Here is a 26,260-nt window from a genome sequence, read left to right on the forward strand (position 1 = left end):
TTATTCGAATTCAATTAGAACTAATCCTTTATCAACAGTATCTCCTTTGGTTACGTTGATAGCTTTGATTTTTCCACTTCTTGGAGAGGTTAGGTTGTTTTCCATTTTCATGGCCTCTAAAATTAACAAGTTGTCATTTTCAGCTACTTCTTGACCAACTTCTACGTTTATTTCTAAAATTAGACCTGGCATAGGTGCTTTAATTGAATTGACTTGTTTTGCAGTGTTTAATGAAAAACCTAAGTCCTTGATTAGTTTATCAAGTTCGGTTTGAATGTTTACGGTATAAGAGTTGCCGTTTACGACTACGTCATAATGTTTTTGGTTGAATTGTGAAGACGCAATTTCCACCTCGTATGATCTGTTATTCTTGAGTACATGGTATGCAGCGGCTCCGACTTTAGCAGCATTAATGTCGTCCTGTAATAAATTGTTACTCTCAAAAACAGTATCATCATTAACTTTAAGTTGATACGTTTTGTTCATTTTATAAATAGTTTTTGGTATTTGTAAATATAATTAAATGTTATAGATGAGCAACTTTAATTATTGGTAATTTATTTTTTTCCTCGTTTTAATGTGAATTGCATATAATTGTCAGTTTTTTTATTTGTTGTCTGTGTAGTGTAGGTAAGGGATAGGGAAGAAATATAACTGTATGGTACAAAAAAAGCCCTTTCAATTTTGAAAGGGCTTTTCGTTCTATTTTATTAGAAATAATTATGTTTTATTCTTCTTCGTTCTTTAAAGCATTCCATCCTTGAGCTTTTAATGGAATTTTAGTATTAGCTCTTGTGATTAGATGAACACCTTCTTTTTCTTCTGTCATATGTCCTACTACTGTTAGATTTGGATTTCCTTTAATCTTGTCGTAGTCTTCCATTTTCATAGTGAATAATAGTTCATAATCTTCACCTCCGTTGATTGCCATCGTTGTTGCATCAATATTAAACTCTTCACACGTATTGATAAACTGTGGGTCAAGAGGTAACTTATCTTCATAAATATTACAACCTACATTTGATTGTTTACACAAATGCATTACTTCAGAAGACAACCCATCAGAAACATCAATCATAGAAGTTGGTTTAACTCCTAAATCAGCTAATAATTGTTTGATATCTGTACGTGCTTCAGGTTTTAGTTGTCTTTCAATGATATAGTCATAAATAGCTAAGTCAGGTTGACTGTTAGGGTTTACTAAGAATACTTGTTTTTCTCTTTCAAGTACTTGTAGCCCCATATATGCTGCTCCAATATCTCCTGTTACAACAAGTAAATCGTTGTCTTGAGCTCCATCTCTATAGATTAGTTCATCTTCTTTTGCTTTACCAATCGCAGTAACGCTGATGATTAGTCCTTTTTGTGATGAGGTAGTGTCTCCACCTATTAAGTCAACTTTGTAGTATTTACAAGCTAAATTGATTCCTTCATAAAGCTCTTCTAATGCTTCTAAAGGGAAGCGATTAGATACTGCAATAGACACTGTAATTTGTGTAGGAATTGCGTTCATAGCACAGATGTCAGAAATATTGACAACTACTGCTTTGTATCCTAAGTGTTTTAAAGGAGAATAAGAAAGGTCGAAATGTACACCTTCGACTAATAAATCGGTAGAAACAACAACTTTGTCACCTGCAAAGTCAAGTACTGCTCCGTCATCTCCAATTCCTTTATTAGTAGTAGGTTGCTCGATTGTAAAGTTTTGAGTTAATTGCTCGATTAAGCCAAACTCTCCTAAGTTTCCTAAATCTGTTTTAGACTGGTTTTTATTTTCGATCATTGTATTTCTTCTTGTTTTGAATGGCAAAGGTAAAAAGAAAAGGCGATAGATTTTTTTCTATCGCCTTTTTCTATTATAAGTTAGGTCTTCTAAACCTTTTGAAATTACTATTGTAAGTATTAAACTCTTCTTTTAAAGTAGCATAATTACTTGAATCGTACTCTTCAACTATTTGAAGTAATTGACGCCAAACTTCAATGTCTGTTACAACTTCATTACCATAGTATTCGATGTCTTCTAATTTCAACGTTTTGTAGTAATCTAAAGATTCTTTACTTTTTTGAACTAATTCATTAGTAAGTTGGCGAGCTTTTTCTTTTTCACCAACGTTGTAATATCCTTCTACAAATGGATGAACTAATTCATACAATCCGTAGTATTTGATAGGCATATTAGTCATTGCTATATCAATGATTTCTTTTGCTTTATCGTTTTTATTCTCTTCAATTAATTTCTCCATTAATCGAGCAAGGTTAATTCTGTAGCTTACAGCATTACGTCTTGTTTGTGGGTCGTGGTAGATTTTGTCGCTACCCATATTACCCCAATACCAAGTTTTTACTGTATTATACATTCTATCTGCATCGATAGAACCTCTGTCTAATGGGTGATTACTTTCTGCTGCTGTTTTGATAGGAACTAATTTGTAAACTAATCCGTTTAGCTGTAAGTAATCTTTCATCCAAATAAAGTCATCATCATTCCAGCTACCACCAGAGAAGTAAATAGGTCTTTCCCAGTTGTTATTAGCTACAATATCTAACATAATTAAGCGGTGTTTATAAATCGCTTGGTCTGTGATATCAATATCTAATTGTGGTAAGATAGAGTCTCTTAAATGAGGTGAAACAATATTGTTTTTAGCAATACTCGCACTGTCAACAGGAATAGATATTTTGTTTGTAGGTGCTATGTATAACGTTGTACCAGCTTCTGTAGTCATCTTAGTTCTTTTGTCGTCTGAGCGAATAAAGTTTAAGAATGATTTTACATCAACTCTTTGATCTATTGTTTGGTTGATTAATATAGCTTCACGCTTGTTACCAACATATTGATCGTGTGTAAATGAAATAGGCAATGGCTCTGATTCGTATGCTTTTGCTTTCATTTGGTCAATATACCAGTCTAACGGTAATAAACTTGTACATACCACACGCACGTCTGTACGGTATCCTTCTACATCTTGTAAATACCAAAGAGGGAACGTATCGTTATCTCCAATAGTAAATAAAATAGCATTCGGATCACACGAGTCTAAGTATGCTCTTGCATTAGCTAATGCAGTATAACGGTCAGAACGGTCGTGGTCATCCCAGTTTTGCTGTGCCATTAAAACAGGTGCTGCTAATAAAGATGCCGCTAAAATTGCTGGTCCTGCTATTTTTGGACTAACGTATTTTTTAAGTCCATCATAGATAGCAAATACTCCAAAACCTAACCAAATTGCAAATACATAGAATGCAGGAACTACAGCATAATCACGTTCACGAGGTTCAAATGGTCTCTCATTTAAGAACATTTTTAAGGCGATACTTGTGAATAAAAACAACACTAAAAGTACCCAAAACATTTTAGGGTCTTTTCTAAAGTTGTAGATAAATCCTATTAATCCTAAGATGAAAGGCAAGAAGAAATAAGTGTTTCTTCCTTTGTTTTCTAATACATCTGTTGGTAGATTACTTTGAGAACCTAAGCGTATTTCATCTAAAAATGTAATACCACTTAACCAGTTTCCGTGTTGTAAATCACCTTGACCTTGAATGTCATCTTGGCGACCTACAAAGTTCCACATTAGATATCTCCAGAACATATAACCAAATTGGTAGTCAACCATATACACCATATTGTCTGAGAATGAAGGTACTTCAATCTCTAAATATTGTCCGTATTGGTCTAAGAATTGGTCTAATCCTTCAATACCAATTTCACCTGTAGCTAATCCTTCTTTTACACCTTTAACAAGTGCGTTTAATTGAGGATCATCATATTTAGGGCTTGGATAGAAATTCAATGGTTTTGAATAACGCATATAATTGATACGGTGACTTCTATCTGTACTCCACATTCTTGGGAAAAATCCTTTGTGTGTTTCGTCGAAGTTTTGTCCAGCGTTTTTCCATTCGTTTACTACAACGTACTTACCTGTTTTGTAATCACGTTCGTAGTTAGGTTTATCGTCTTTCCAAGGGTTGTTTTTGTCTAAGCCAACATATTTTTTAGTGAAATATGAGTCGTAAAATATACTTTCATCTCCGTATTGTTCACGTTGGTAATAAGCTAATAATTCGGCAGCATCAGAAGGTGTATTCTCGTTGATTACAACATTTGCATTCGCACGAATAGGTAACATAATCCAACTTGTAAGTCCAATACAGATAAACAATAAAGAAAGGATTATTGTGTTAGCTGTTACTTTGTTTTTCTTCTCTGTGTATTTTAAACCAATCACGAAGAAAGCAACAATAGCAAGGAAAGCGAAGATTGTTCCACTGTTAAATGGCAGACCAATACTGTTCACCATAAAGATTTCTGTCTTTCCAAAGAAAGCTAAAAGCTTAGGAAATAAGAAGGCAAATAAGAAGAATAAAACTCCAACAGCCGCAATGTTTCCTATGATAAAGTTCTTAATTGTAATTTTTTGATACTTCTTAAAGAAGTAAAGTAAAGCAATTGAAGGTACTGTTAGCAATGCCATTAAGTGCACACCAAACGAACATCCAATTACTAACGAAATTAGTAGTAACCATCTATTTCCTTTCGGTTGATCTAAGTCGTCATACCATCTTAATCCCAGATAGAGTAGAAGTGATATTAAGAACATAGCAGAAGCGTACACTTCAGCTTCTACAGCACTAAACCAGAAACTATCACTAAAAGTAAATGCTAACGAACCAATAGCAGCACTTCCTAATACTACAATTGCATTCATATTTGTCCACTCAGCCTGAGAAGAAACTATTTTTTTTAGAATATTGGAAATTGACCAATACATAAAAAGAATTGTAAATGCACTTGAGAGTACAGCTACCATATTTACCATTAAGGCAACTTTGTCAGGAGAAGTTGCGAACATTGAAAAGAACGCTCCTAACATTTGGTAGAAAGGTGCTCCAGGAGGGTGACCTACCTGTAGCTTGGCAGAAGTTGCTATATATTCTCCTGGATCCCAGAAGCTCACAGTAGGTTCTACTGTCAAAGTGTAGGTGATTAATGCTATTAAAAAGCATAGCCAACCGCCTATAATATTCCACTTCTTGTAATTGAATGTCAGCATATTTGTAATTACTTGATATATTTATAGTTTGTACTTACAAAGAAAAGATTTTTTTTGAGTTGCTTAAAGGAATAAGAAAAAATTAATTTTTTTTAATTGAAAAGTTTGGAGAATATAAAAATTGTGCTACTTTTGCATCCGCATTGAAGAAGTAATAACGCTTTTGAAATGATTGGTACTGGCCTATGGTGTAATGGTAACACAGCTGATTTTGGTTCAGTCGTTCTAGGTTCGAGTCCTAGTAGGCCAACGAAAGCCTCTTGAGAAATCAGGAGGCTTTTTTTATGTCTAAAAATTATTTGTTAAAGTTTTCTTATCGTATTATTGAGAATGAATGGGTTACGGTTTTACTGGGGAAAATAACAACAAAAAGTTTAAATAATATTTGCAAGAATAGAAAAATGTGCTAATTTTGCCCTCGCATTGAAGAAGTAATAACGCTTTTGAAATGATTGGTACTGGCCTATGGTGTAATGGTAACACAGCTGATTTTGGTTCAGTCGTTCTAGGTTCGAGTCCTAGTAGGCCAACGAAAGCCTCTTGAGAAATCAAGAGGCTTTTTTTATTGCTCAAGGTCATATAAGGAGTAGTGAATAAACAAAAGAGGTCAGATATATATCTGACCTCTTTTGTAATTAATTATGTCCTGTGAAGTTTGCTTTTCTTTTTTCTAAGAAAGCCGTTGTTCCTTCTTTAAAATCTTCTGTTTCGAAACATTCTCCAAAGTTTTTGATTTCCTCGTGGTAACCATTTACATTCTCTTTGAAGTTTGCATTGATTGATTTGATTGCTTTGGCAATTGCAGTGGCTGAATTTAAAGCTATTTTAGATGCTATCTTCTTTGTGAAGTCTAAAAGTTCGTCTTGTTCTACAACGTGGTTAACTAAGCCGTAATTTAACGCTGTTTTTGCATCAATCATTTGTGCAGTCATAATCATTTCCATTGCACGTCCTTTTCCTACTAATTGTGGTAAACGTTGTGTTCCTCCATAACCAGGAATAAGACCTAATGTTACTTCTGGTAATCCCATCTTAGCATTTTTTGAAGCAACTCTAAAATGAGAAGCCATTGCTAATTCTAATCCTCCTCCTAATGCAAAGCCATTAATGGCAGAAATTACAGGTTTACCTAAATTTTGAATATAATCAAATAAAAGCTCTTGTCCTTTAGATGCTAATTGAGAACCTGCACTTTGTCCAAAGTTTGAAAATTCCTTGATATCTGCTCCTGCTACAAAGGCTTTTTCTCCACTTCCAGTCAAGATGATAACTCTTGTGTCTTTATCTTTTTCAATTTGTTTTAAAGCTTGGTGTAATTCTTCAATAGTAGGCTTGTTTAGTGCATTTAGTTTAGTTGGACGATTAATCGTCACTATGGCTAAATTACCTTCTTTCTCGATTAGAATATTTTCAAAATCCATAATATATGTTTTTAAGTTTTAGTTATTGGTAATGTTACAATGAATGTAGTTCCTACATTTAGTTCACTTTCAAATGTAATGGTACCGTTGTAATTGGTGATAATATTTTTAATAATACCCAATCCAAGTCCCATACCACTTGATTTTGTAGTAAACTTAGGTTCAAATATTTTAGTTTTATCTTCAATTGTTATTCCGGTTCCATTATCTGAAACTTGAATGATAACATTTTCACTTGTTCTTGAAATACTAACATTTACCTGAGGTTTTTCGTTGTCATCAGGGATAGCTTGTATTGCATTTTTGACTAAGTTAGTAATAATTCTGATTAGTTGTGTTCTGTCTATTTTGGAAATGATCTCTTTATCAGTGCTTTCAAAATGTATGAAGTTTTCATTAAAGATATCTAATGAAAGTTGCACTGCTTTTACAACATCGATCGTTTCATTTTGTTGTGCTGGCATAGAAGCAAAACTTGAGAATGCTGTAGCCACAGAGGTCATTGTGTCTATTTGCTGAATTAAAACTTGACAGAAGTCGTTTAGTTTTTCTTTTACATTAGGATCTTCTGGATTGAATCGTCTTTCAAAACTCTGTACCGTTAACCTCATTGGTGTTAATGGGTTTTTAATCTCGTGAGCAACTTGCTTTGCCATTTCCCTCCAAGCTTGCTCTCGTTCGTTTTGAGCAAGTTTGAGATACGACTCATCAAGTTTTTCAACCATATCATTATAGGCTTGTATAAGGGTTGAAATCTCTTTACTGGTTGAAGACATTTCAATCTTCTCATTTTTCTGCCCAAGTTTAGTACTTGTTATCTTTATACTAATGTTCTTTAAACTTTGTGTAATATAGTTGGATAGGAAGTAAGATATAGCAATGGACATAATTAGCATAATTATATACACTTGTCCGAACTTTATCATAAAGTTTTTAATCTCATTTTCATAAAATTCTGTCTTCTCTTCATAAGGAATTTTGATAATTCCCAAAGGCTTAAATTTTAGGTCTTTTAGAAAACTATAGGCAATGCGAATTCTGTTGTTGTCAATTGTTTGAATATCAACAAATCGCTTGTTTGGTGCCGACTGTATAGTCTTTAAGATTAAAGGGGATATGTTTTTAGGAATACTGTCGACAGAAAAAGTACCTCTTGATGAGATCAAGAGGTTACCTGTTAAGTCGTGTATATTAATTTCTGTATTGTGAATTGCCGCTAATTCGTGAATCTTATCTCTAAAGATAAGAGGAATATTCTCTGTGTTTAGAGGATATGTAGTTGTGGTGAGGATGTAATTTATATTTTCATTAACTGAGCTTTCCTTTCTTTCTAATCGATACTGGTGATAGGTACGCGCTTCTTCTCTGAATTGATAAACAGATACTGCTGAAATCAATACAGAAGATATTATACTCAGGAAAATTAATGAAAAGAATATTCTGTTTCTCAACGAGAAATTCTTCAATATAAATTCATCTTTCATTATCTATTGTTGCGTTCTCTCACGCGTTTGTAAAATTTAATGCCTATCATTAATAAAACAGAAAGGCCAACTAATCCTACCACGCCAAAGATCCAATTAAAAGTACTTTTTAAAATTACTAAAAATACAACAGAAAATAAAATAAGTGTCGCTCCTTCATTCCACAATCTAAAATAAGAAGACGTTTTTGTCAATGTTCGCTTATTTATTTGTTGCACATATTTGTGACATTGCAAATGGTAAGCAATTAATAAAACAACAAAAAATAATTTGATGTGCATCCACGGCATTTGTAATAAAGCAGGACTGTAAATAAACATTCCAACTCCAAAAGCAGTAGCTAACACCGCAGCAGGCCACGTAATAATGTTCCAAAGCCTATTGGTCATTATGGTGTACTGATCTCTAAGAATCTTTTGCTCTATTTCTGTTTTATCTGCTGTTTCAGCATAATAAACAAATAAGCGTACGATATAAAATAGTCCTGCAAACCAACATACAATGAAAATGATGTGTAGGGCTTTGAGGTAAAAGTATAACATGATTATTTATTTTGCCATTCTTTAATCCAAGTAACTAATGCGTCTATCCACATCTCGTCTTCATTTAAACAAGGAATTGTTCTAAATTCTTCTCCTCCGTGTTTGATAAATTCTTCGTGTGCTTCTATTCCGATCTCTTCCAAAGTCTCTAAACAGTCTGCTACAAAGGCTGGTGTTACAACAGCTAATTTCTTAATCCCCTTTTCTGCTAATCCATTTACAGTTGCATCTGTAGGTGGTTGTAACCATTTGTCTGCTCCTAAACGAGACTGAAATGAGTTTGTGTATTTGTCTGCCGGAATGTTTAATTTTTCAACTACTTGGCGTGTTGTTTCTAAACATTGATGTCTATAGCAAAAGTCGTGCGCTTTTGATGCTGTAACACAACAAGAACCATCTATTTTACAATGTCCTTTCGTAACATCTGATTTTCTAATGTGTCTTTCTGGTACTCCGTGGTATGAAAAAACAATATGATCATAGTCATATCCTTCTAAATGTGATTGAATAGAATGTGCTAATGCATCTACATATTCTTTTTTGTTGTAAAAAGCCGGGAAGCTTGTTACTTTCATTGCAGGGAAGTGTTTTTGTCTAACTTCTTCTGCTAATACATCAATTGTTTCCGTAGTAGCCATTGCAAATTGTGGATACAATGGAATCATTAATACATCATCAACACCTTGAGCGTGTAAAGCTGCTAATCCAGTTTTGATTGATGGTTCGCCATAACGCATAGCTAATTCAACTGGAATATCAACCTTTTGTTGCACTTTTTTGTGTTGACGTTGTGAAATCACAATTAAAGGAGAGCCTTCTGGCCACCATATTTTCTTGTAAGCTTCTGCCGACTTTTTAGGTCTTGTGTTTAAAATAATACCTTTAACTAATAGAGCTCTTAAGATGTAAGGCATATCAATTACCCTTTCATCCATTAAGAATTCTCCTAAATATGGTTTAACATCTTTTGCAGTGGGTGTTTTTGGCGACCCTAAGTTTACTAATAATATACCTTGCATTGTTTAATTGTTTGAGTTTAGAGACATTAAGTATTTTTTTGGAGTAGTACCAAATTTCTTTTTAAAAGCAGCGATAAAATGGCTTGCTGAGCTGTAGCCAATTTTCAACCCTACTTCATTTACATTATAAGAACCGTTGTCTAATAATTTTCTGGCGTATTCCATCTTATAATCAAATAAGAAACTAAATACTGAGTCTCCGTAAATTTGTTTAAAGCCTAATTTTAATTTCTTAATATTAATTCCCACCATATCCGCTAATTCTTGCAATGTTGGTGGTTCTGCCATTTTACTTATTATAATATCCTTCGCTTTTTTGATTTTTACAACGTCATCTTCGTCAGATAAGAAAGGACAATTATCTAAGTTTTGGTCTTCGTTTTGGTTAAAAAGCAAGCTTAATAACTCGTATATCTTTCCTGTGTAATAAAGTTTTTTGATTGAAGGATTCATATAGAAGTTGAACAATTGGTTCAAAACGATCGCCATTGAAGGGGTGATGTCTTCTTCGCCATAATACTTCTTGTCTTGATTCTCCGGAGTCAAAAAACCAATAAACTCTGCTTCTGTTGAGAAAAGAGAGTGGAATTTTTTAATAGAGATCAATACACTAATAATCCAAGTGTTTGGTGCTATTTCAAGATGAACCGGTAATTTCTTTTGTGGGTTATAAAGAATAAGGGATTTCTCTTCATTAAGAGCCAGTGCATAAGCTCCTTGGTTAAATATAAACTTCCCATTTCCCTTTAAACCAAAGTAGAATTGAATAACATCTGTGCCCATTTCTCTTTCAAAGCGAATAGATTGTTGGGTTGTGTTTTCAAAACGCAGTATTGAAAAATGTTCGTCTATAATAATTTCTTCAGTTGGACTCATAGCGATATTTTATGGTTAATAGAAAAAACTTATTGTTATACTTTTTATTTAGAAAGACTCTAATTAAGCTTTATTAAAGCCCTTGCTATGCCTGCAAATGTACTGTATTATAACGGAATATGATTCTTTTTTTTTGATATTTCTCTTAGCGATATAAATAGTCCCTCCAGCGTTACTTTTGTCGATTCATTAATCCTAAATTTGTTTACTTTTTTGAAATAACGATATAGTATGGACAAAATAGATACGGCTAAATCCGCTACTTTTTATGCAGTTGGTTTAAGTTATAAGAAAGCAGACGCCGAAATGCGTGGGAAGTTTAGTCTAAGTGATGAAGCCAAAGATAATCTATTGAATCAAGCCAAGAATGAAGGAATCGGAAGTTTAATTGTGATTTCTACCTGTAATAGAACTGAGATATTTGGCTTTGCACAACACCCTTTTGAACTGATTAAATTACTTTGTGATAATAGTAATGGTACTGTGGATGACTTCCGCAATGTTGCTTATGTGTATAAAACACGTGAGGCTATTGAACATTTGTTCAGAGTAGGTACAGGGTTAGATAGTCAGATTTTAGGTGACTTTGAGATTATCAGTCAAATTAAAAATGCCTTCTATTTATCGAAAGAAAAAGGGTTAACTACAAACTACTTCGAACGTTTAGTTAACGCTGTAATTCAAGCAAGTAAACGCATTAAGAATGAAACAGAGTTGAGCTCTGGTGCTACTTCTGTATCTTTTGCTTCTGTACAATATATAATGGACCACGTTGAAAACATATCTAACAAGAATATCTTGTTGTTTGGAACGGGTAAAATAGGGCGCAATACGTGTGAGAATCTTGTAAAACACACGAAGAACGATCATATTACTTTAATTAATCGTACAAAAGAAAGAGCTTTAGAGGTTGCAGGTAAGTTTAACTTAATCGTTAAAGATTATGCTGATTTACAATCTGAAATTCGCAAAGCAGATGTGTTGATTGTAGCTACAGGAGCACAGAAGCCAACTGTTGATAAAGCGTTATTAAGCTTAAATAAACCTCTTGTTATTTTAGATTTATCTATTCCGATGAATGTTTCTGAGGATGTGAGAACACTGGATAATGTAGAGCTAATACACCTTGATTATTTGTCTCAAATGACAGATAAAACAATCGAGAGAAGAAAAGAATTTATTCCCCAAGCAGAAGAAATTATTGAAGAAATAATGAAGGAGTTTATCGCTTGGACTAAAATGCGCAAATTCGCTCCTACGATTCACGCTTTAAAATCTAAATTAGAGGAAATAAAAGATGGTGAATTAGATTATCAAAAGAAGAAAATTGATAATTTCGACAGTGAGCAAGCTGAGATTATCAGTATGCGTATTATTCAAAAAATTACTACTCACTTTGCTAACCACCTTCGCCACGAAGAAACAGTGGTTGACCAAAGTATAGAGTGGATAGAAAAAGTTTTCCAATTAGAATCCAATCATAATGAATAGAGTTATCAAAATCGGTACACGTGATAGTGAACTGGCTTTATGGCAAGCAAATAAAGTTGAAAGTGAACTTAAGAAGTTAGGTTATCAAACTCAATTAGTACCTGTTAAATCTACAGGTGATTTAGTGTTAGATAAACCCTTATATGAAATGGGTATTACGGGTATTTTTACAAAAACCCTTGATGTAGCCATGATTAAGAAAGAAGTCGATATTGCAGTGCATTCAATGAAAGATGTGCCTACTATGTTACCTGAAGGTATTGTGCAAGGGGCTGTTTTAAAGCGTGCTAACTCTGTTGATATCTTATTACATAAAGGTGATGTTGATTTTCTTAATCCAGACAAAGAAGCTGTTGTTGCAACAGGTAGTTTGAGAAGAAAAGCACAATGGCTTAACCGTTTTCCTAAACATACAATAGTTGATTTACGTGGGAATGTAAATACGCGTATGCAAAAATTAGAAGACAACGATTGGAATGGTGCAATCTTCGCTTCAGCGGGGTTAGATCGTATTAAAAAGAAGCCTAAAAATTATATCAACTTAGATTGGATGATTCCAGCTCCAGCACAAGGTGCTATGGTTGTTGTTGTAAACAGTGACGATAGTTTTGCTATGGAAGCTGTTTCTATGTTGAACAACTATGAAACGGAAATGGCTACGCATATCGAACGTCAGTTTTTACGTACGTTAGAAGGTGGATGTACGGCTCCAATTGGTGCATTAGCTACTTATAATGACCACGATGATACAATCAATTTTAAAGGGGTGTTATTCTCTTTAGATGGAAAAGAAAAGTTTGAAGTTAATAAAGTTGTTCCAATTGAAGAATGGAAAAAGCTTGGTTTTTTTGCGGCTAAAGAAATTCTTGAAAACGGAGGAAGTGTGTTAATGGAGAAGTTGCGCGAGCAATTAAAAAAATAATATGTCTGTAATTCCTACAATTTTATCTACACGTAAAGTAAAAGCAAAAGATTTACAAGGGTGGAATAACGCTACTTGTACACTTTTGCAAGCCGACTTTATAACAACAGAGGCGATTCCTTTTGACTTAACAAAGGTGAATGAATATTTGTTGTTTACAAGTCAAAATGCTGTGCGCAGTGTTTTACAAATTGATGAGTTGGCAGTGTTGCAATCAAAACCGACACTATGTGTAGGGATTAAGACCAAAGAATTATTAGAACAAAATGGATGGGAAGTAAAAGCTTGGGCACATTATGCAAAAGATTTAGATCCTATTTTGATAAAGGACTTTAAACACGATACAATCACTTTTTTTAGTGGGAGTATGCGCCGAGATGTTTTACCAGATGCATTTCGAGCGAATAATATTCACTTTAACGAGTTTAAAGTTTATGAAACAGTATTGAGTCCCCATAAAATATCTGACAAGGTTGATGGACTGTGTTTTTACAGCCCATCGGCAATTCAGAGTTATCTTCAGTTGAATACAATTACCGATGAGGTGTGTTTTTGTATTGGAGATACAACAGCAGAAGCATTAAAAGAAGTAACACAAAATATTGTATTGGCAGAACAACCAACAGTTGAAGCAACATTACAAGCTTGTGTCAAATATTATCAATAAAGTCAGCTAAAAATTGACGTATTAAAATCTATAGGAAATGATTAAAAATGATTTATTCTTAAGAGCCTTAAAAGGAGAAACAGTAGAAAGACCACCTGTGTGGATGATGCGCCAAGCAGGTAGATATTTACCAGAGTTTCGTGCCTTACGAGATAAATATGATTTTTTTACACGTTGTAGAATGCCTGAGATCGCGGCTGAAATTACAGTACAACCAATTCGTATTGTAAAACCAGATGCTGCAATTTTATTCTCAGATATTTTAGTAGTACCACAGGCGATGAATATTGATGTAGAAATGAAACCAGGTGTTGGACCGTGGGTACCTAACCCTATTCGTTCTGCAAAAGATGTTGCGCAAGTGATTGTTCCTAATATTGAAGAGACATTAGGATATGTAATGGATGCTATTAAAGTAACGAAGGAAATGTTGAATGATGAAGTGCCATTGATTGGATTCGCTGGTTCTCCTTGGACTATCTTTTGTTATGCAGTAGAAGGAAAAGGTTCTAAGAGCTTTGATTTAGCAAAAGGATTCTGTTTTTCTGATCCTGTTGCAGCACATACATTGTTACAAAAAATTACAGATACTACAATTTTATACTTAAAAGAAAAAGTAAAAGCAGGGGTTAACGCTGTTCAGATTTTTGACTCTTGGGGAGGAATGTTGTCTCCGGTTGACTATCAAGAATTTTCTTGGAGATATATTAATCAAATTGTAGAGGCGTTATCAGAGATTACTCCTGTTATCGTTTTTGGTAAAGGATGTTGGTTCGCGCTTCCTGAAATGGCAAAATCTAAAGCATCTGCATTAGGAGTTGATTGGACTTGTAGCCCACAAAATGCTCGTTTATTTACAGGTGGAGATATTACTTTACAAGGAAACTTTGACCCAAGCCGTTTAATGTCGCCAATTCCTACTATCAAAAAGATGGTACACGAAATGATTGACGCATTCGGAAAAGATAAATATATCGTGAATTTAGGACACGGTATCTTACCTCATATCCCTGTTGACCACGCAAAAGCTTTTATCGAAGCTGTGAAAGAATACGAACAGAAATAATAAATATAAACAGAAAGGTTTACGAGTTAATTGTAAACTTTTCTGTCTTTTTATACCATATCGTTTATGCTAAATAAAGGAATAAAAAGTGAAGAGGATAGACGCATTGAGTCTATCGTTATGAAATTGTCGTCTATTGGTTTTGTACCAGAGGACAAAAAGGTTATGGAAGACTTAGATGAGGAGTTGAAGAAAGTAGGGTTGAGTTATGAACATATGTTGACAATGGCAGATAAGGAATTAGCACAACATTTACATCGACTTAATTTTGCTTGGGATAAAATGGAGCAATTTGCAGATATTTTAGTTCAATGGGCTAAAAAAGAGGTTGCTTTAAAGCCAAAAGCAAAGGCAGTCTATCAATATATCCAGGATGAAAGCAAAATGTTTTCATTTGATATAATGAGTAAGATTAGCCAATTATAAAACAAGGTGATTGTTATGGCTATTGCGTACTATATCTGTTGTGATATAACTTTAATAGCTAACAAAAAACAGCGAGGGTAAACTTATAAACAGTAGTGTTAATAAGTTCTTTTTTGTAGTAAAAAGCCTTCGGAAAGAATAGGTAGTATGAAAGAAAAATTTTATCAGTATATACAACAACTACAAGACCAAATTACAAAAGGGTTAGAGGATGTTGATGGAAAAGCTAAGTTTCAAGAAGACTTGTGGACTCGCCCTGAAGGGGGAGGTGGAAGAACACGTGTCATTGAAAATGGGAATGTATTTGAAAAAGGGGGAGTAAACATTTCTGCTGTTCACGGCGTTTTACCTGTTTCAATGCAAAAGTATTTTAATGTAGGAGATGTTGATTTCTTCGCTTGTGGATTGAGTTTAGTTATTCACCCTACAAGTCCAATGGTGCCAACTGTTCACGCAAATTGGCGTTATTTTGAAATGTATGATAAACAAGGAAATGTAGTTCGTTCTTGGTTTGGAGGAGGACAAGACCTTACGCCTTATTACTTATTTGATGAGGATGCGACTCACTTTCATTCTGTGTGTAAAACGGCTTGTGATAAACACAATGAAGCGTTTTATCCTCAGTATAAAAAGCAATGTGATGAGTACTTTTGGAATGCACACCGCAATGAAGCAAGAGGTGTTGGGGGATTGTTTTTTGACCGTTTAGAAGAAACAACGGAAATGACTTCACAACAATGGTACGATTTTGTAACGGAGGTAGGAAATAGCTTCTTAGAGGCTTATGTGCCTATTGTTGAAAAACGCAAAGACTTGCCTTATACTGATGAACAAAGAAATTGGCAGGAAATTAGAAGAGGTCGTTATGTTGAGTTTAATTTAGTACACGACAAAGGAACTTTATTTGGACTGAAAACGAACGGACGTATAGAGTCTATTTTAATGAGTTTACCTCCACACGTGCAGTGGGTGTATGATCACCACCCTGAAGAAGGAAGCGAGGAGGCACGACTATTAGAGATACTTGGTAATCCAAGAGAGTGGGCAATTTAGTTTACTGTTAACTATAAACAATATTAAAAACACATCGTAGTTTCCAGTTAGTGGTTTGCGGTTTCAACACTGTAAACAGTCAACCGTTAACTGTAAACTATCGACATTAATCAAAATATAAAGATTATGTTTCCATTACAAAGAGGTAGAAGATTAAGAACAAATGAGTCTATTCGTAGTTTAGTAAGAGAAACTATTGTGACTCCACAAGATTTTATGTTTCCAATGTTTATCGCAGAAGGAACAAATGTACAAGAAGCTATTCCGTCAATGCCAGGAATGTTCAGACGCTCTGTTGACTTAACGGTTAAAGAGGTAAAAGAACTTTATGCATTAGGTATTCGCGCTGTAAACATTTACGTAAAAGTAAGTGAGCATTTAAAAGACAATGCAGGAACAGAAGCGTGGAATCCAAACGGATTAATGCAAACGGCTATTAAAGCAATTAAAGACGCTTGTCCTGAGATGATTGTTATGCCTGACGTGGCATTAGATCCATATTCAATTTATGGGCACGATGGTATTATTGAAAACGGAGTAGTAGTCAATGACCCAACAGTTGACGCATTGATGAAAATGAGTGTTTCTCACGCTGAAGCAGGAGCAGATTTCGTAGCACCAAGTGATATGATGGATGGTCGTATTTTACGTATGAGACAAGCGTTAGATCAAAGCGGATTTACAAACGTGGGAATTATGAGCTATTCTGCAAAATATGCGTCTGCTTTTTACGGACCTTTCCGCGATGCTTTGGATAGTGCACCTGTTGATAATATGGAGATTCCAAAAGATAAGAAAACGTATCAAATGGACTATGCAAATAGAATAGAGGCAGTAAAAGAAGCGTTGTATGACGTGGAAGAAGGAGCTGATATTTTAATGGTAAAGCCAGGGATGGCTTATTTAGACATCGTACGTGAGGTTAAAAATGCAGTGAATGTGCCAATTTCAGTTTACCAAGTTTCTGGTGAGTATGCAATGGTGAAAGCAGCATCAGAAAGAGGATGGTTAGACCACGATCAAATTATGATGGAGCAATTGACTTGTATTAAACGTGCTGGGGCAAGTATTATCTCAACATACTTTGCTAAAGAAGCGGCAATTTTATTGAATAAATAATTTTTCAATTGTTATAATGAGAAGGGTGTCCTACTGGGGCACCCTTTTTTATTGGGCTTTTTTTTCTGTAGTAGGGAGGTGCTGAATAGGAATGTATATGAGAATAAACATTTTTATTTTTTGCTAAAACCAGCATTTTTAAAGGCGATTTTGGATGAATATATAGTCTTAAAATAAAATTATCTGAGTGTTATGCTGTCTGCTTGTATATTTTTTCTATACCTTATGTAGATTGGATGTATGCTTTTACATAAGAAGTATACATTGACTATACATACAGTATACATACACTATACAAGGAAGCATTTTAAAACGTGTCTAATTCTGTATTATTTTAAGCACGATTTGTTTATTTTAGGGAGTAGAGACGAGGCGTTTATTACGTCATTTTATCTAAATAAATAGAATGTTTTTCAAATCTATATTTTGGTACTGATTTTGTAGTTTTGTAAGAACAACAAATAAACAAAGTATATGACAACATTTTTAAAATCTGCTTTAGTGGTTTTTGCCGCTATGAGTATGCTTGCTTGTGGTAATAAAGAAGAAAAGAAAGCACCAGAACCTGTTTATGAATCAGAAAGAGGTGGAGCGACAGAGATGTCTGAAACAGAGAAAATAGCTTTGGGTAAAAAGTTATTTGAAGGAAAGGGAACTTGTTTTTCTTGTCATATGGCAGATAAAAAAGTGATTGGACCAAGTATCAAAGAAATTGTTGAGGTATATGAAAAGCATAATGCAGACCTTGTTTCATTTTTGAAAGGTAATGAGGAAGCAATAGTAGAACCTTCTCAATTTGCTGTAATGCAGGCAAATTTTGCAATTACTAAAAAGATGACTGATGTAGAGTTGGAATCATTAGTTGCTTATATGAAAAGTATTTAGTTGAACTTTAAAAACGTTCTCATTTATAGTTAGAAATCCTGAGGTGTAATGCTTCAGGATTTTTTTGTGATTTTTGAGAGCTATTGATCTTCTTTTAAAGTAAATAGCCTTTAAGTTTGATAATGAGTAAATTGATAGTTGGTTGCTCGCTAATTAGTAAAGTGCTTTTTTCTTAATGAATAAGTTTTTATAGAAGAAATGTGAATAGAAGAATTTAATTAATTGTGTGAAATATAGCGTTTTACTCTATTAAAATTAGAAAGATAATGGATTTGATGTATAGAGTGTTGAGGTTCGCTTTAAAAGTTGTAATAACCTTTTTACTCCATTCGCAAATGAATTATTTAGATGAATTCAAAATGTTGTTAAACCCTTGTAAATGCTGGTTATTTAGACTTATTCTAAGAATGTTTGAGGGGTATATTTAGTAACTTTACTAAGTTAAATTAAACTAACAATTCAATGGACTTCATATATCAAGAACCGTATCCAATCCTAAAGGATGATACACAGTACAAAAAGATATCTTCTGAGTATGTAAAAGTAGAGAAATTAGGAGATCGTGAAATTTTAGTAGTTGATCCTAAGGGGATTGAATTATTAGCAGAAACGGCAATGACTGACGTTTCTTTTATGTTGAGAACAGCTCACCTTGAAAAGTTAAGAGCTATTTTAGATGATCCGGAAGCGACAGATAACGATCGTTTTGTGGCTTATAACTTATTACAAAATGCAGCTGTTGCTATTGACGGACAATTGCCTTCTTGTCAAGATACAGGTACTGCAATTGTAGTAGCTAAAAAAGGTGAAAATGTATATACAGGTTCTAATGATGCCGAGAGTTTATCGAGAGGTATCTTTGAAACTTACCAAAAGAAAAACTTGAGATATTCTCAAATTGTTCCGATTAGTATGTTTGAAGAGAAAAACTCTGGTTCAAATTTACCTGCACAAATTGATATTTATGCGACACAAGGGAATAAGTATGAATTCTTATTCTTAGCAAAAGGTGGAGGTTCTGCTAACAAAACGTTCTTGTACCAAAAAACTAAGTCTTTATTAAATGATAAAAACTTAACTGAGTTTATCAAAGAGAAAATTATGGACTTAGGTACTGCTGCTTGTCCTCCTTATCACTTAGCTTTAGTGATTGGTGGTACGTCAGCTGAGGCTAACTTAGCTGCTGTGAAAAAAGCATCTGCAGGGTACTATGACAATCTACCTACTTCTGGTAATATGGGAGGTCAAGCTTTCCGTGATTTAGAGTGGGAGAAAAAACTACAACTTATCTGTCAAGAGTCTCATATTGGAGCACAGTTTGGTGGTAAATATTTTACTCACGATGTACGTGTAATCCGTTTACCTCGTCACGCTGCTTCTTGTCCTGTTGGATTAGGTGTTTCTTGTTCTGCTGATAGAAATATCAAAGCGAAAATTACTGCTGAAGGATTATTCGTTGAGCAATTAGAAACTAACCCAGCAAGATTATTACCTGCGACAGCTCCTCATTTAGAAGAGCCGGTAGTAATTGACCTTGATAAACCAATGAAAGAACAATTGGCTGAATTGACAAAACATCCAATTAAAACTCGTGTAATGTTAAATGGAACTGTGATTGTAGCACGCGACATCGCTCACGCAAAAATCCAAGAAATGTTAGACAATGGGCAAGAAATGCCTGAGTACTTTAAAAATCACCCAGTGTATTATGCTGGACCTGCAAAAACTCCAGAAGGAATGCCTTCAGGAAGTTTTGGACCGACAACTGCAGGACGTATGGACCCATACGTTGATGCTTTCCAAGCTGTAGGTGGTAGTATGATTATGCTTGCTAAAGGTAACCGTTCTCAAGCTGTTACTGATGCTTGTAAAAAACACGGTGGTTTCTATTTAGGTTCTGTTGGTGGACCAGCTGCTATCCTTGCAAAAGAGAATATCTTAAGCGTTGAGGTGGTTGACTTCCCAGAATTAGGAATGGAAGCTGTACGTAAGATTAAAGTGAAAGATTTCCCTGCGTTCATCATCACTGATGACAAAGGAAATGACTTCTTCCAAAACTTATAAGAATAAACTAACGATTCAATAAGCAAAAGAGCTAACTATTATGGTTAGCTCTTTTTTTATGGAACAATTTTAGTAGGTCATATTCTAAATGTAATAGCTGTTTATTTATGAAGTAAATACTTGATTCTTAAATAATAATATTATTATAAAACGGGTGTTAATATTAGCAAATATCAATGCTGTTTTTTTATTATTTCGTAATTTTAATATGTCCTAAAGAAGTGAATAAGGGTAGTGGGAATAGGGATGAAGATATACGTAAAATACAGGGCATACTTTCTGTATGTGTTTACAAGAAAATAAGTTTACATAGTTTTGATTTATATTTGAGATTTAAAAGAGCAGGTAGTAATACCTGCTTTTTTTGTTTAAGTGTATTGCTAATTGTGCCTTTTTTGTAAGGGTGTATAAATGAATCGATTTGGGAAGATACTTTCATTTATATTTTGGAATCCAAATTAGAAGAAAATAAATTAACTTTGCAGCATGCAAACGGATAAAAAAGATATTAGAAGCTTATCGAAAGAAGAATTGAGAGACTTTTTTGTTGCTCAAGGTGATAAGGCATTTAGAGGGAACCAAGTTTACGAGTGGTTGTGGAGTAAAGGAGCTCATACTTTTGAAGATATGAGTAACTTATCTAAGACTACACGTGAAATGTTGATGGATAATTTTGTGATTAACCACGTAAAGGTGGATAATATGCAATGTAGTTCAGATGGAACTATTAAAAATGCTGTGAAACTTCACGATGGCCTTGTCGTTGAATCTGTTTTAATTCCAACTGCTACAAGAACTACTGCTTGTGTTTCGTCTCAAGTAGGATGTAGTTTGGATTGTGAATTTTGTGCTACTGCGCGTTTAAAACGTATGCGTAACTTGAATCCAGATGAGATTTATGACCAAGTATTGACGATTGACCGTCAGAGTCGTGAACATCGCAATATTCCATTGTCAAATATTGTATTTATGGGAATGGGTGAGCCATTGATGAACTACAATAATGTACAAAAAGCAATTGATAAGATTACTTCTGAAGAGGGATTAGGTATGTCGCCTAAGCGTATTACTGTGTCTACTTCTGGTATTCCAAAGATGATTACGAAATTAGCAGATGATGGCGTTAAGTTTAAACTTGCGGTGTCTTTGCACTCAGCTATTGAGGAGATTCGTAACCGTATTATGCCTTTCTCAAAAAGTTTTCCTTTAACTGATTTGCGTGATTCATTGCAATATTGGTATTCTAAGACTAAGAGTAGAGTTACTTTTGAATATGTGATTTGGAAGGGAATTAACGATGATAAAAAGTCTATTGATGCCTTAGTTAAATTCTGTAAATACGTTCCTTGTAAAGTAAACTTGATTGAGTATAATCCAATTGATGATGGGGAGTTTCAACAAGCAGATGAACAGGCAACGTTGAATTATATCAAAGCTTTAGAGGCAAATGATATTACTGTAGTGGTAAGAAGAAGTAGAGGGAAAGATATCGATGCTGCTTGTGGTCAATTAGCAAATAAATCGTAATTACTTTTGACAGAAGTAATATAGATTATTGGTTTAATGACGTTTTTTTTCAATCGATTTTAAGATTTGTTAGAAATGCTTGTTTTTTAGCTGTTTGTGATTGTGAAATCTATTAACAGGAAAGGAGCTATAGATATAAAAAAGTCGTATTTTTGGTTACAATGAATATAGTACAGCAAATAAAACAGCCCATACAGCAGGAGATGGACCTCTTTGAAAAGAAGTTCCGCAATTCAATGGCTACAAAAGTAGCCTTGCTGAATAGAATTACTTACTACATTGTAAATAGAAAGGGGAAACAAATGCGTCCAATGTTTGTTTTCTTAGTGGCTAAAATGACAGGAGAAGGACAAGTTAACGAACGCGCTTATCGCGGGGCTTCTGTTATCGAACTTATCCATACGGCTACTCTTGTACACGACGACGTTGTGGATGATAGTAATAAGCGAAGAGGGTTCTTCTCTCTAAGTGCTTTATGGAAAAACAAAATTGCCGTTTTAGTAGGTGATTACCTTTTGTCAAAAGGATTATTGTTGTCAATAGACAATGGTGACTTTGACTTATTACGCATTATTTCTGTGGCTGTACGTGAAATGAGCGAAGGGGAGTTATTACAAATTGAAAAGGCAAGACGACTTGATATTACTGAAGATGTTTATTACGAGATTATTCGTCAAAAGACAGCTACATTAATTGCTGCGTGTTGTTCTCTTGGTGCGGCAGCTGTTCAACCAGAGAATGCTGAACTTATAGAGCGTATGCGTAAGTTTGGTGAGTTGATAGGTATGGCGTTTCAGATTAAAGACGACTTGTTTGATTATTCTGATGGGCCGATTGGTAAGCCAACGGGAATTGATATTAAGGAGCAAAAGATGACTCTTCCGTTGATTTATGCATTAAATGTTTCTGAGCCGAAAGACCGAAAATGGTTAATTAATTCTGTGAAGAACTATAATGAGGATAAGCGTCGCGTGAAGGAAGTGATTGCTTATGTAAAAGAAAAGGGAGGAATGGAGTATGCTACCAAAAAGATGGTTGAATACCAACTTGAGGCATTAGCTATTTTAAATGATTTTCCTGATTCTCCTTATAAAGAAGCGTTAACCACTATGGTTAATTACGTTATTGAAAGAAAAAAGTAGTAATCTACTTTGCTATATATACACAGAAGTTGCTTAAACGATTTTAGTTTAAGCAACTTCTTTTTTTATATTTATCTTTGTCTATTCAAAATTAAAGTGAAATGATTTCTAAAAGTACTATTGATGCCGTTTTTGACGCAGCTCGTGTAGAAGAGGTGATCGGAGATTACGTAAACCTGAAAAAATCGGGTAGTAATTTCAAAGGTCTGAGCCCTTTTGTAAACGAGAAGACTCCGTCGTTTATGGTATCTCCAGTTAAGCAGATATGGAAAGACTTTAGTTCTGGAAAAGGAGGGAATGTGATTAGTTTCTTAATGGAACACGAACATTTCTCTTATCCTGAAGCGATTCGCTACTTAGCCAAAAAATACGGTATCGAGATTGAAGAAACGCAACAGACAGATGAGGAGAAGGAGCATATGAATGAAAAGGAAAGTATGTTTGTGGTGTCTGAGTATGCCAAAAAATACTTTCACGATACAATGTATGAGACGGAAGAAGGAAAAGCAATTGGGATGTCTTATTTTAAGGAGCGTGGGTTTACACCAGAGACTATTAAAGACTTTGGGTTAGGGTATTCTCCTGATAAGTGGACTGCGTTTACTGATGATGCGATACAAAAAGGATATTCATTGGAGTACCTTGAAAAGACAGGGTTAACGATTGTTAAGGAAGATAAGAAGTTTGACCGCTTTAAAGGACGTGTGATGTTTCCTATTCAAAGTATGTCTGGTCGTGTTTTAGGATTCGGTGGACGTATTTTGACTAATGATAAAAAGGCTGCTAAATATCTGAACTCTCCTGAGAGTGATATTTACCACAAAAGTAAAGTGTTGTATGGTATTTACCACGCAAAACAAGAAATAGCAAAGAAAGATAATTGCTACTTAGTTGAGGGGTATACAGACGTTATCCAGATGCATCAAGCAGGGATTAAAAACGTGGTTGCGTCTTCGGGTACTGCCTTAACACCTGATCAGATTCGCTTAGTAAGCCGTTTGACAAAAAACATTACGATGTTGTTTGATGGTGATGCTGCAGGAGTACGTGCTTCGTTAAGAGGAGTAGATCTGATTTTAGAAGCAGGAATGAACGTTCGTGTTTGTTCATTGCCAGAAGGAGAAGACCCAGATAGTTTTGCAAGAAAACATACACAAGAGCAGTTAGAGACGTATTTTGAAGGAAATGCGAAAGACTTTATCCGTTTCAAAGCAAGTTTGTTGATGGATGAAGCAAAGAATGATCCTATCAAAAAAGCTGACCTAATTAGGGATATGGTTGTGAGTATTTCTAAGATACCAGACCAAATTCAGAAAGAAATTTACGTGCAAGAATGTGCGCGTATAATGGATATTTCGGAGGAAGTATTGTTTAATTCTTTAGCACAAATCGGGCGAAAAGAATTAGCAGATGCTAATAAAAAGTTCATTGAAGAGAAGAAAAAACTTGAAGTAGTTCATTCATCTCCACAAGATAAAGAACAGATAGATCCTCAATATAATTTAGAGCGAAAGATAATAGAGATATTGCTTTTATACGGTAATGAACGTGAAGTATTTATAGAGTTACTTCTGGATGCAAATGAAGATAACGAAGTAATTGAAGTAGAAAATAAAGTAGAGCAAAAGGTGTATGAACGCATTTTCTTGAGTTTACAAGAAGATGAGGTGCAGTTGGCTAATCCGTTATTTAAAGCTATTTACAGTGATATTATGGATTATTACAACCATAATGAGTGGAGTTTAGAAAACTATTTAAAAAGGTTAGATCCGCAGTTTTCAAATGAAGTGACCAGTATCATTATGGAAGATGAAAAGAATTCATTGCACAAATGGGAGTCACAGAATATTATTGTGAAACAAAAATCACAAGGTATTTCTCAGTACGTTACTGAAACAATATTGACACTTCGAATGTATTTAGTAAATACAATGATAGATAAGTATAAAGCGAAATTGAAAGATGCAGAAGAGAAGCGTTCGTTGGAACTATTGTCAATCATTATGGATTATACAAGTCTGATAAATATGTTTTCAAAGCGATTAGGACAAGTAACGTCTCGTTTTAAAACAATAGATAATTAAACAAGAAAGCCACTTTAGACTCTAAAGTGGCTTTCTTGTATTTATTCGTATATGATTGTATCAACGACTACATCATCTGTTCTTAACTTTGGTACAATAGCATTGTACGTTATAAAGTCCTCATATCTTTGACGGTTATTGTAAAGTTTGACTTCTAATAAAACTTGATTAGAATAATTGCAAAATTGCGTTAGGATGGTTTCAATCTTTACATTTCTGTTTTTAATATAAACCTGTCCTATGATTAAATCATAGCGAGAAAAGTCTATTTGATTTTCAAAATAACGCGCATCTCTAACTCTATCTCTAAATTCTCTTTGAGATCTAATAACCGTGTATTCATTTCCTTTAAGTCCGCGAACGATTAAACCTCTTGGATCAATATTAGCAGAAGGCCTAAGATCATAAGTATTGACATATCCTTCATAGCATCCATAATCATCTGTTGTAGAACAAGCAGAGAAAGACAAGATTGCTATAAATAATAAAATAATTTTTTTCATTTCCTTATTTTTTGTCAAATGTAATATTTTAGCCAATAACTGACAAAAAGTATAGAATAGCGATTGCTATTTTAATTCTTGCGGTATTACACAAACTGGAATAGGCTGTATTTTGTGTTGATTGATTCGGTTTAATCGGCTGTATATTTCGAAAACTTCTTTTTCTCTACCTGTAAAGTCCTCTGCTTTTGCACCTCTTTCATAAGCAAGCATTGCTACTTCTAATTCGTCATAATTAGCACCTAATTGATCCTCATCAGAACGTTCATCACCAAATAAACCATCTGTTGGTTTAGCGATTATAATGCTACTCGGAACTTTTAAGAATTCACCAATAGCTCTAACTTCAGATTTCATTAAGTCGGCAATTGGACTAACATCTACACCACCATCACCATATTTTGTAAAGAAACCAACGCCAAAGTCTTCTACTTTATTTCCTGTTCCTGCAACTAAGCTTCTGTGTAATCCAGCATAGTAGTAAAGCGTAGTCATTCTCAATCTCGCTCTTGTATTAGCAAGGGTAAGATTTAAAAGAGCTTCGTTATCAGAAGAAGGCACAGCATTTTTAAATGTTTCGAATGATGAAGTTAAATCAGCTACTGTAGCTTGTACATTAGAAAAGTTTTGTTGTAAAAAAGCGATGTGCTCTTTTGCTCTACTAACCTGCGTAGGGTCTTGATGAATAGGCATCTCTACACAAAGAAGAGGTAATCCTGTCATAGCACATAAGGTTGAGGTAACAGCAGAGTCAATACCTCCTGAGATCCCAATTACATAACCTTGTACTTTTGCATTCTCAGCGTATTGTTTTAACCAAGTAACAATATGTTGTGTAACTGCTGGTGTATTGAAGTTTTTATTAATCATGTCTTAGAATATTTGTGATAGGTTGTGTACTATCTTAGTATA

At 34.3% G+C, this 26,260-nt stretch carries 22 protein-coding genes and 2 tRNA genes; 14 read left to right on the plus strand and 10 right to left on the minus strand.

The window, feature by feature from the left end:
* The 3 genes from GQS07_RS05185 to GQS07_RS05195 form a co-directional block, all read right to left on the minus strand.
* Positions 1 to 486 carry an acetyl-CoA carboxylase biotin carboxyl carrier protein subunit gene (locus GQS07_RS05185; RefSeq protein WP_158209901.1) on the minus strand — a complete coding sequence of 162 codons (486 nt, stop codon included), beginning with the start codon at positions 484 to 486 and terminating at the stop codon, positions 1 to 3.
* A 241-nt stretch (positions 487 to 727) separates the two neighbouring features.
* A complete protein-coding gene (gene thiL, locus GQS07_RS05190; protein WP_158209902.1) occupies positions 728 to 1,783 on the minus strand; it encodes a thiamine-phosphate kinase in 1,056 nt (351 codons plus the stop codon).
* Positions 1,784 to 1,856: 73 nt separating this feature from the next.
* Entirely contained in the window at positions 1,857 to 5,057 is a 3,201-nt protein-coding gene (locus GQS07_RS05195; RefSeq protein ID WP_158209903.1) for a DUF2723 domain-containing protein, read from the minus strand.
* A gap of 179 nt (positions 5,058 to 5,236) precedes the next feature.
* On the opposite strand from GQS07_RS05195, the gene GQS07_RS05200 reads away from it, so the two are divergent.
* Together GQS07_RS05200 and GQS07_RS05205 are read left to right on the plus strand one after the other, a co-directional pair.
* Positions 5,237 to 5,307: transfer RNA gene (locus GQS07_RS05200), tRNA-Gln, on the plus strand.
* Positions 5,308 to 5,516: 209 nt separating this feature from the next.
* Positions 5,517 to 5,587, plus strand: a tRNA-Gln gene (locus GQS07_RS05205).
* Positions 5,588 to 5,692: 105 nt separating this feature from the next.
* Here GQS07_RS05205 and GQS07_RS05210 read toward each other — a convergent pair.
* The 5 genes from GQS07_RS05210 to GQS07_RS05230 are packed head-to-tail and all read right to left on the minus strand — an operon-like array spanning position 5,693 to position 10,399.
* Complete coding sequence (locus GQS07_RS05210) at positions 5,693 to 6,478, minus strand: enoyl-CoA hydratase/isomerase family protein (RefSeq protein WP_158209904.1); 786 nt, start codon at positions 6,476 to 6,478, stop codon at positions 5,693 to 5,695.
* 11 nt (positions 6,479 to 6,489) lie between these two features.
* On the minus strand, positions 6,490 to 7,962 hold the full coding sequence (locus GQS07_RS05215) for a sensor histidine kinase (protein WP_158209905.1): 1,473 nt from the start codon (positions 7,960 to 7,962) through the stop codon (positions 6,490 to 6,492).
* Entirely contained in the window at positions 7,962 to 8,504 is a 543-nt protein-coding gene (locus tag GQS07_RS05220) for a CopD family protein (protein WP_158209906.1), read from the minus strand. The genes GQS07_RS05215 and GQS07_RS05220 overlap by 1 nt, the downstream gene beginning before the upstream one ends.
* A 2-nt stretch (positions 8,505 to 8,506) precedes the next feature.
* Complete coding sequence (hemH, locus tag GQS07_RS05225) at positions 8,507 to 9,523, minus strand: ferrochelatase (protein WP_158209907.1); 1,017 nt, start codon at positions 9,521 to 9,523, stop codon at positions 8,507 to 8,509.
* 3 nt (positions 9,524 to 9,526) lie between these two features.
* Entirely contained in the window at positions 9,527 to 10,399 is an 873-nt protein-coding gene (locus tag GQS07_RS05230; protein WP_158209908.1) for a helix-turn-helix transcriptional regulator, read from the minus strand.
* Positions 10,400 to 10,630: 231 nt separating this feature from the next.
* Here GQS07_RS05230 and hemA point away from each other — a divergent pair, with 231 nt between their 5' ends.
* The 12 genes from hemA to dnaG all read left to right on the plus strand — a co-directional run bounded on the left by hemA (position 10,631) and on the right by dnaG (position 24,845).
* The gene (hemA, locus tag GQS07_RS05235; RefSeq protein ID WP_158209909.1) at positions 10,631 to 11,890 is read left to right on the plus strand and encodes a glutamyl-tRNA reductase; all 1,260 of its coding nucleotides are present in this window, start codon (positions 10,631 to 10,633) and stop codon (positions 11,888 to 11,890) included.
* Positions 11,883 to 12,812 (plus strand): hydroxymethylbilane synthase, encoded by a 930-nt coding sequence (gene hemC / locus GQS07_RS05240; RefSeq protein WP_158209910.1) that lies wholly within the window; start codon positions 11,883 to 11,885, stop codon positions 12,810 to 12,812. The genes hemA and hemC overlap by 8 nt, the downstream gene beginning before the upstream one ends.
* A gap of 1 nt (position 12,813) precedes the next feature.
* On the plus strand, positions 12,814 to 13,479 hold the full coding sequence (locus GQS07_RS05245; protein ID WP_158209911.1) for a uroporphyrinogen-III synthase: 666 nt from the start codon (positions 12,814 to 12,816) through the stop codon (positions 13,477 to 13,479).
* A 37-nt stretch (positions 13,480 to 13,516) separates the two neighbouring features.
* Positions 13,517 to 14,545 (plus strand): uroporphyrinogen decarboxylase, encoded by a 1,029-nt coding sequence (hemE, locus tag GQS07_RS05250; protein ID WP_158209912.1) that lies wholly within the window; start codon positions 13,517 to 13,519, stop codon positions 14,543 to 14,545.
* Positions 14,546 to 14,611: 66 nt separating this feature from the next.
* A complete protein-coding gene (locus GQS07_RS05255; protein WP_158209913.1) occupies positions 14,612 to 14,971 on the plus strand; it encodes a hypothetical protein in 360 nt (119 codons plus the stop codon).
* A gap of 147 nt (positions 14,972 to 15,118) precedes the next feature.
* Positions 15,119 to 16,024, plus strand: a complete 906-nt coding sequence (gene hemF / locus GQS07_RS05260) for an oxygen-dependent coproporphyrinogen oxidase (RefSeq protein WP_158209914.1) — start codon at positions 15,119 to 15,121, stop codon at positions 16,022 to 16,024.
* 126 nt (positions 16,025 to 16,150) lie between these two features.
* Entirely contained in the window at positions 16,151 to 17,143 is a 993-nt protein-coding gene (hemB, locus tag GQS07_RS05265; protein ID WP_090409455.1) for a porphobilinogen synthase, read from the plus strand.
* Positions 17,144 to 17,617: 474 nt separating this feature from the next.
* On the plus strand, positions 17,618 to 18,028 hold the full coding sequence (locus GQS07_RS05270; protein ID WP_158209915.1) for a c-type cytochrome: 411 nt from the start codon (positions 17,618 to 17,620) through the stop codon (positions 18,026 to 18,028).
* 462 nt (positions 18,029 to 18,490) lie between these two features.
* Positions 18,491 to 20,092 carry a fumarate hydratase gene (locus GQS07_RS05275; RefSeq protein WP_158209916.1) on the plus strand — a complete coding sequence of 534 codons (1,602 nt, stop codon included), beginning with the start codon at positions 18,491 to 18,493 and terminating at the stop codon, positions 20,090 to 20,092.
* Positions 20,093 to 20,578: 486 nt separating this feature from the next.
* Positions 20,579 to 21,619, plus strand: coding sequence for a 23S rRNA (adenine(2503)-C(2))-methyltransferase RlmN (gene rlmN, locus GQS07_RS05280; RefSeq protein WP_158209917.1), 1,041 nt, complete (start codon positions 20,579 to 20,581; stop codon positions 21,617 to 21,619).
* 161 nt (positions 21,620 to 21,780) lie between these two features.
* On the plus strand, positions 21,781 to 22,761 hold the full coding sequence (locus GQS07_RS05285) for a polyprenyl synthetase family protein (RefSeq protein WP_158209918.1): 981 nt from the start codon (positions 21,781 to 21,783) through the stop codon (positions 22,759 to 22,761).
* Positions 22,762 to 22,862: 101 nt separating this feature from the next.
* Positions 22,863 to 24,845, plus strand: a complete 1,983-nt coding sequence (dnaG, locus tag GQS07_RS05290; protein WP_158209919.1) for a DNA primase — start codon at positions 22,863 to 22,865, stop codon at positions 24,843 to 24,845.
* A gap of 41 nt (positions 24,846 to 24,886) precedes the next feature.
* Here dnaG and GQS07_RS05295 read toward each other — a convergent pair whose 3' ends face one another.
* On the minus strand, positions 24,887 to 25,348 hold the full coding sequence (locus GQS07_RS05295; protein WP_158209920.1) for a hypothetical protein: 462 nt from the start codon (positions 25,346 to 25,348) through the stop codon (positions 24,887 to 24,889).
* A 66-nt stretch (positions 25,349 to 25,414) separates the two neighbouring features.
* On the minus strand, positions 25,415 to 26,218 hold the full coding sequence (nadE, locus tag GQS07_RS05300; protein ID WP_158209921.1) for an NAD(+) synthase: 804 nt from the start codon (positions 26,216 to 26,218) through the stop codon (positions 25,415 to 25,417).
* Between the last annotated feature and the right edge of the window lie 42 nt (positions 26,219 to 26,260).

It is taken from the genome of Myroides phaeus (genome assembly GCF_009799805.1).
GTDB lineage: Bacteria > Bacteroidota > Bacteroidia > Flavobacteriales > Flavobacteriaceae > Flavobacterium > Flavobacterium phaeum_A.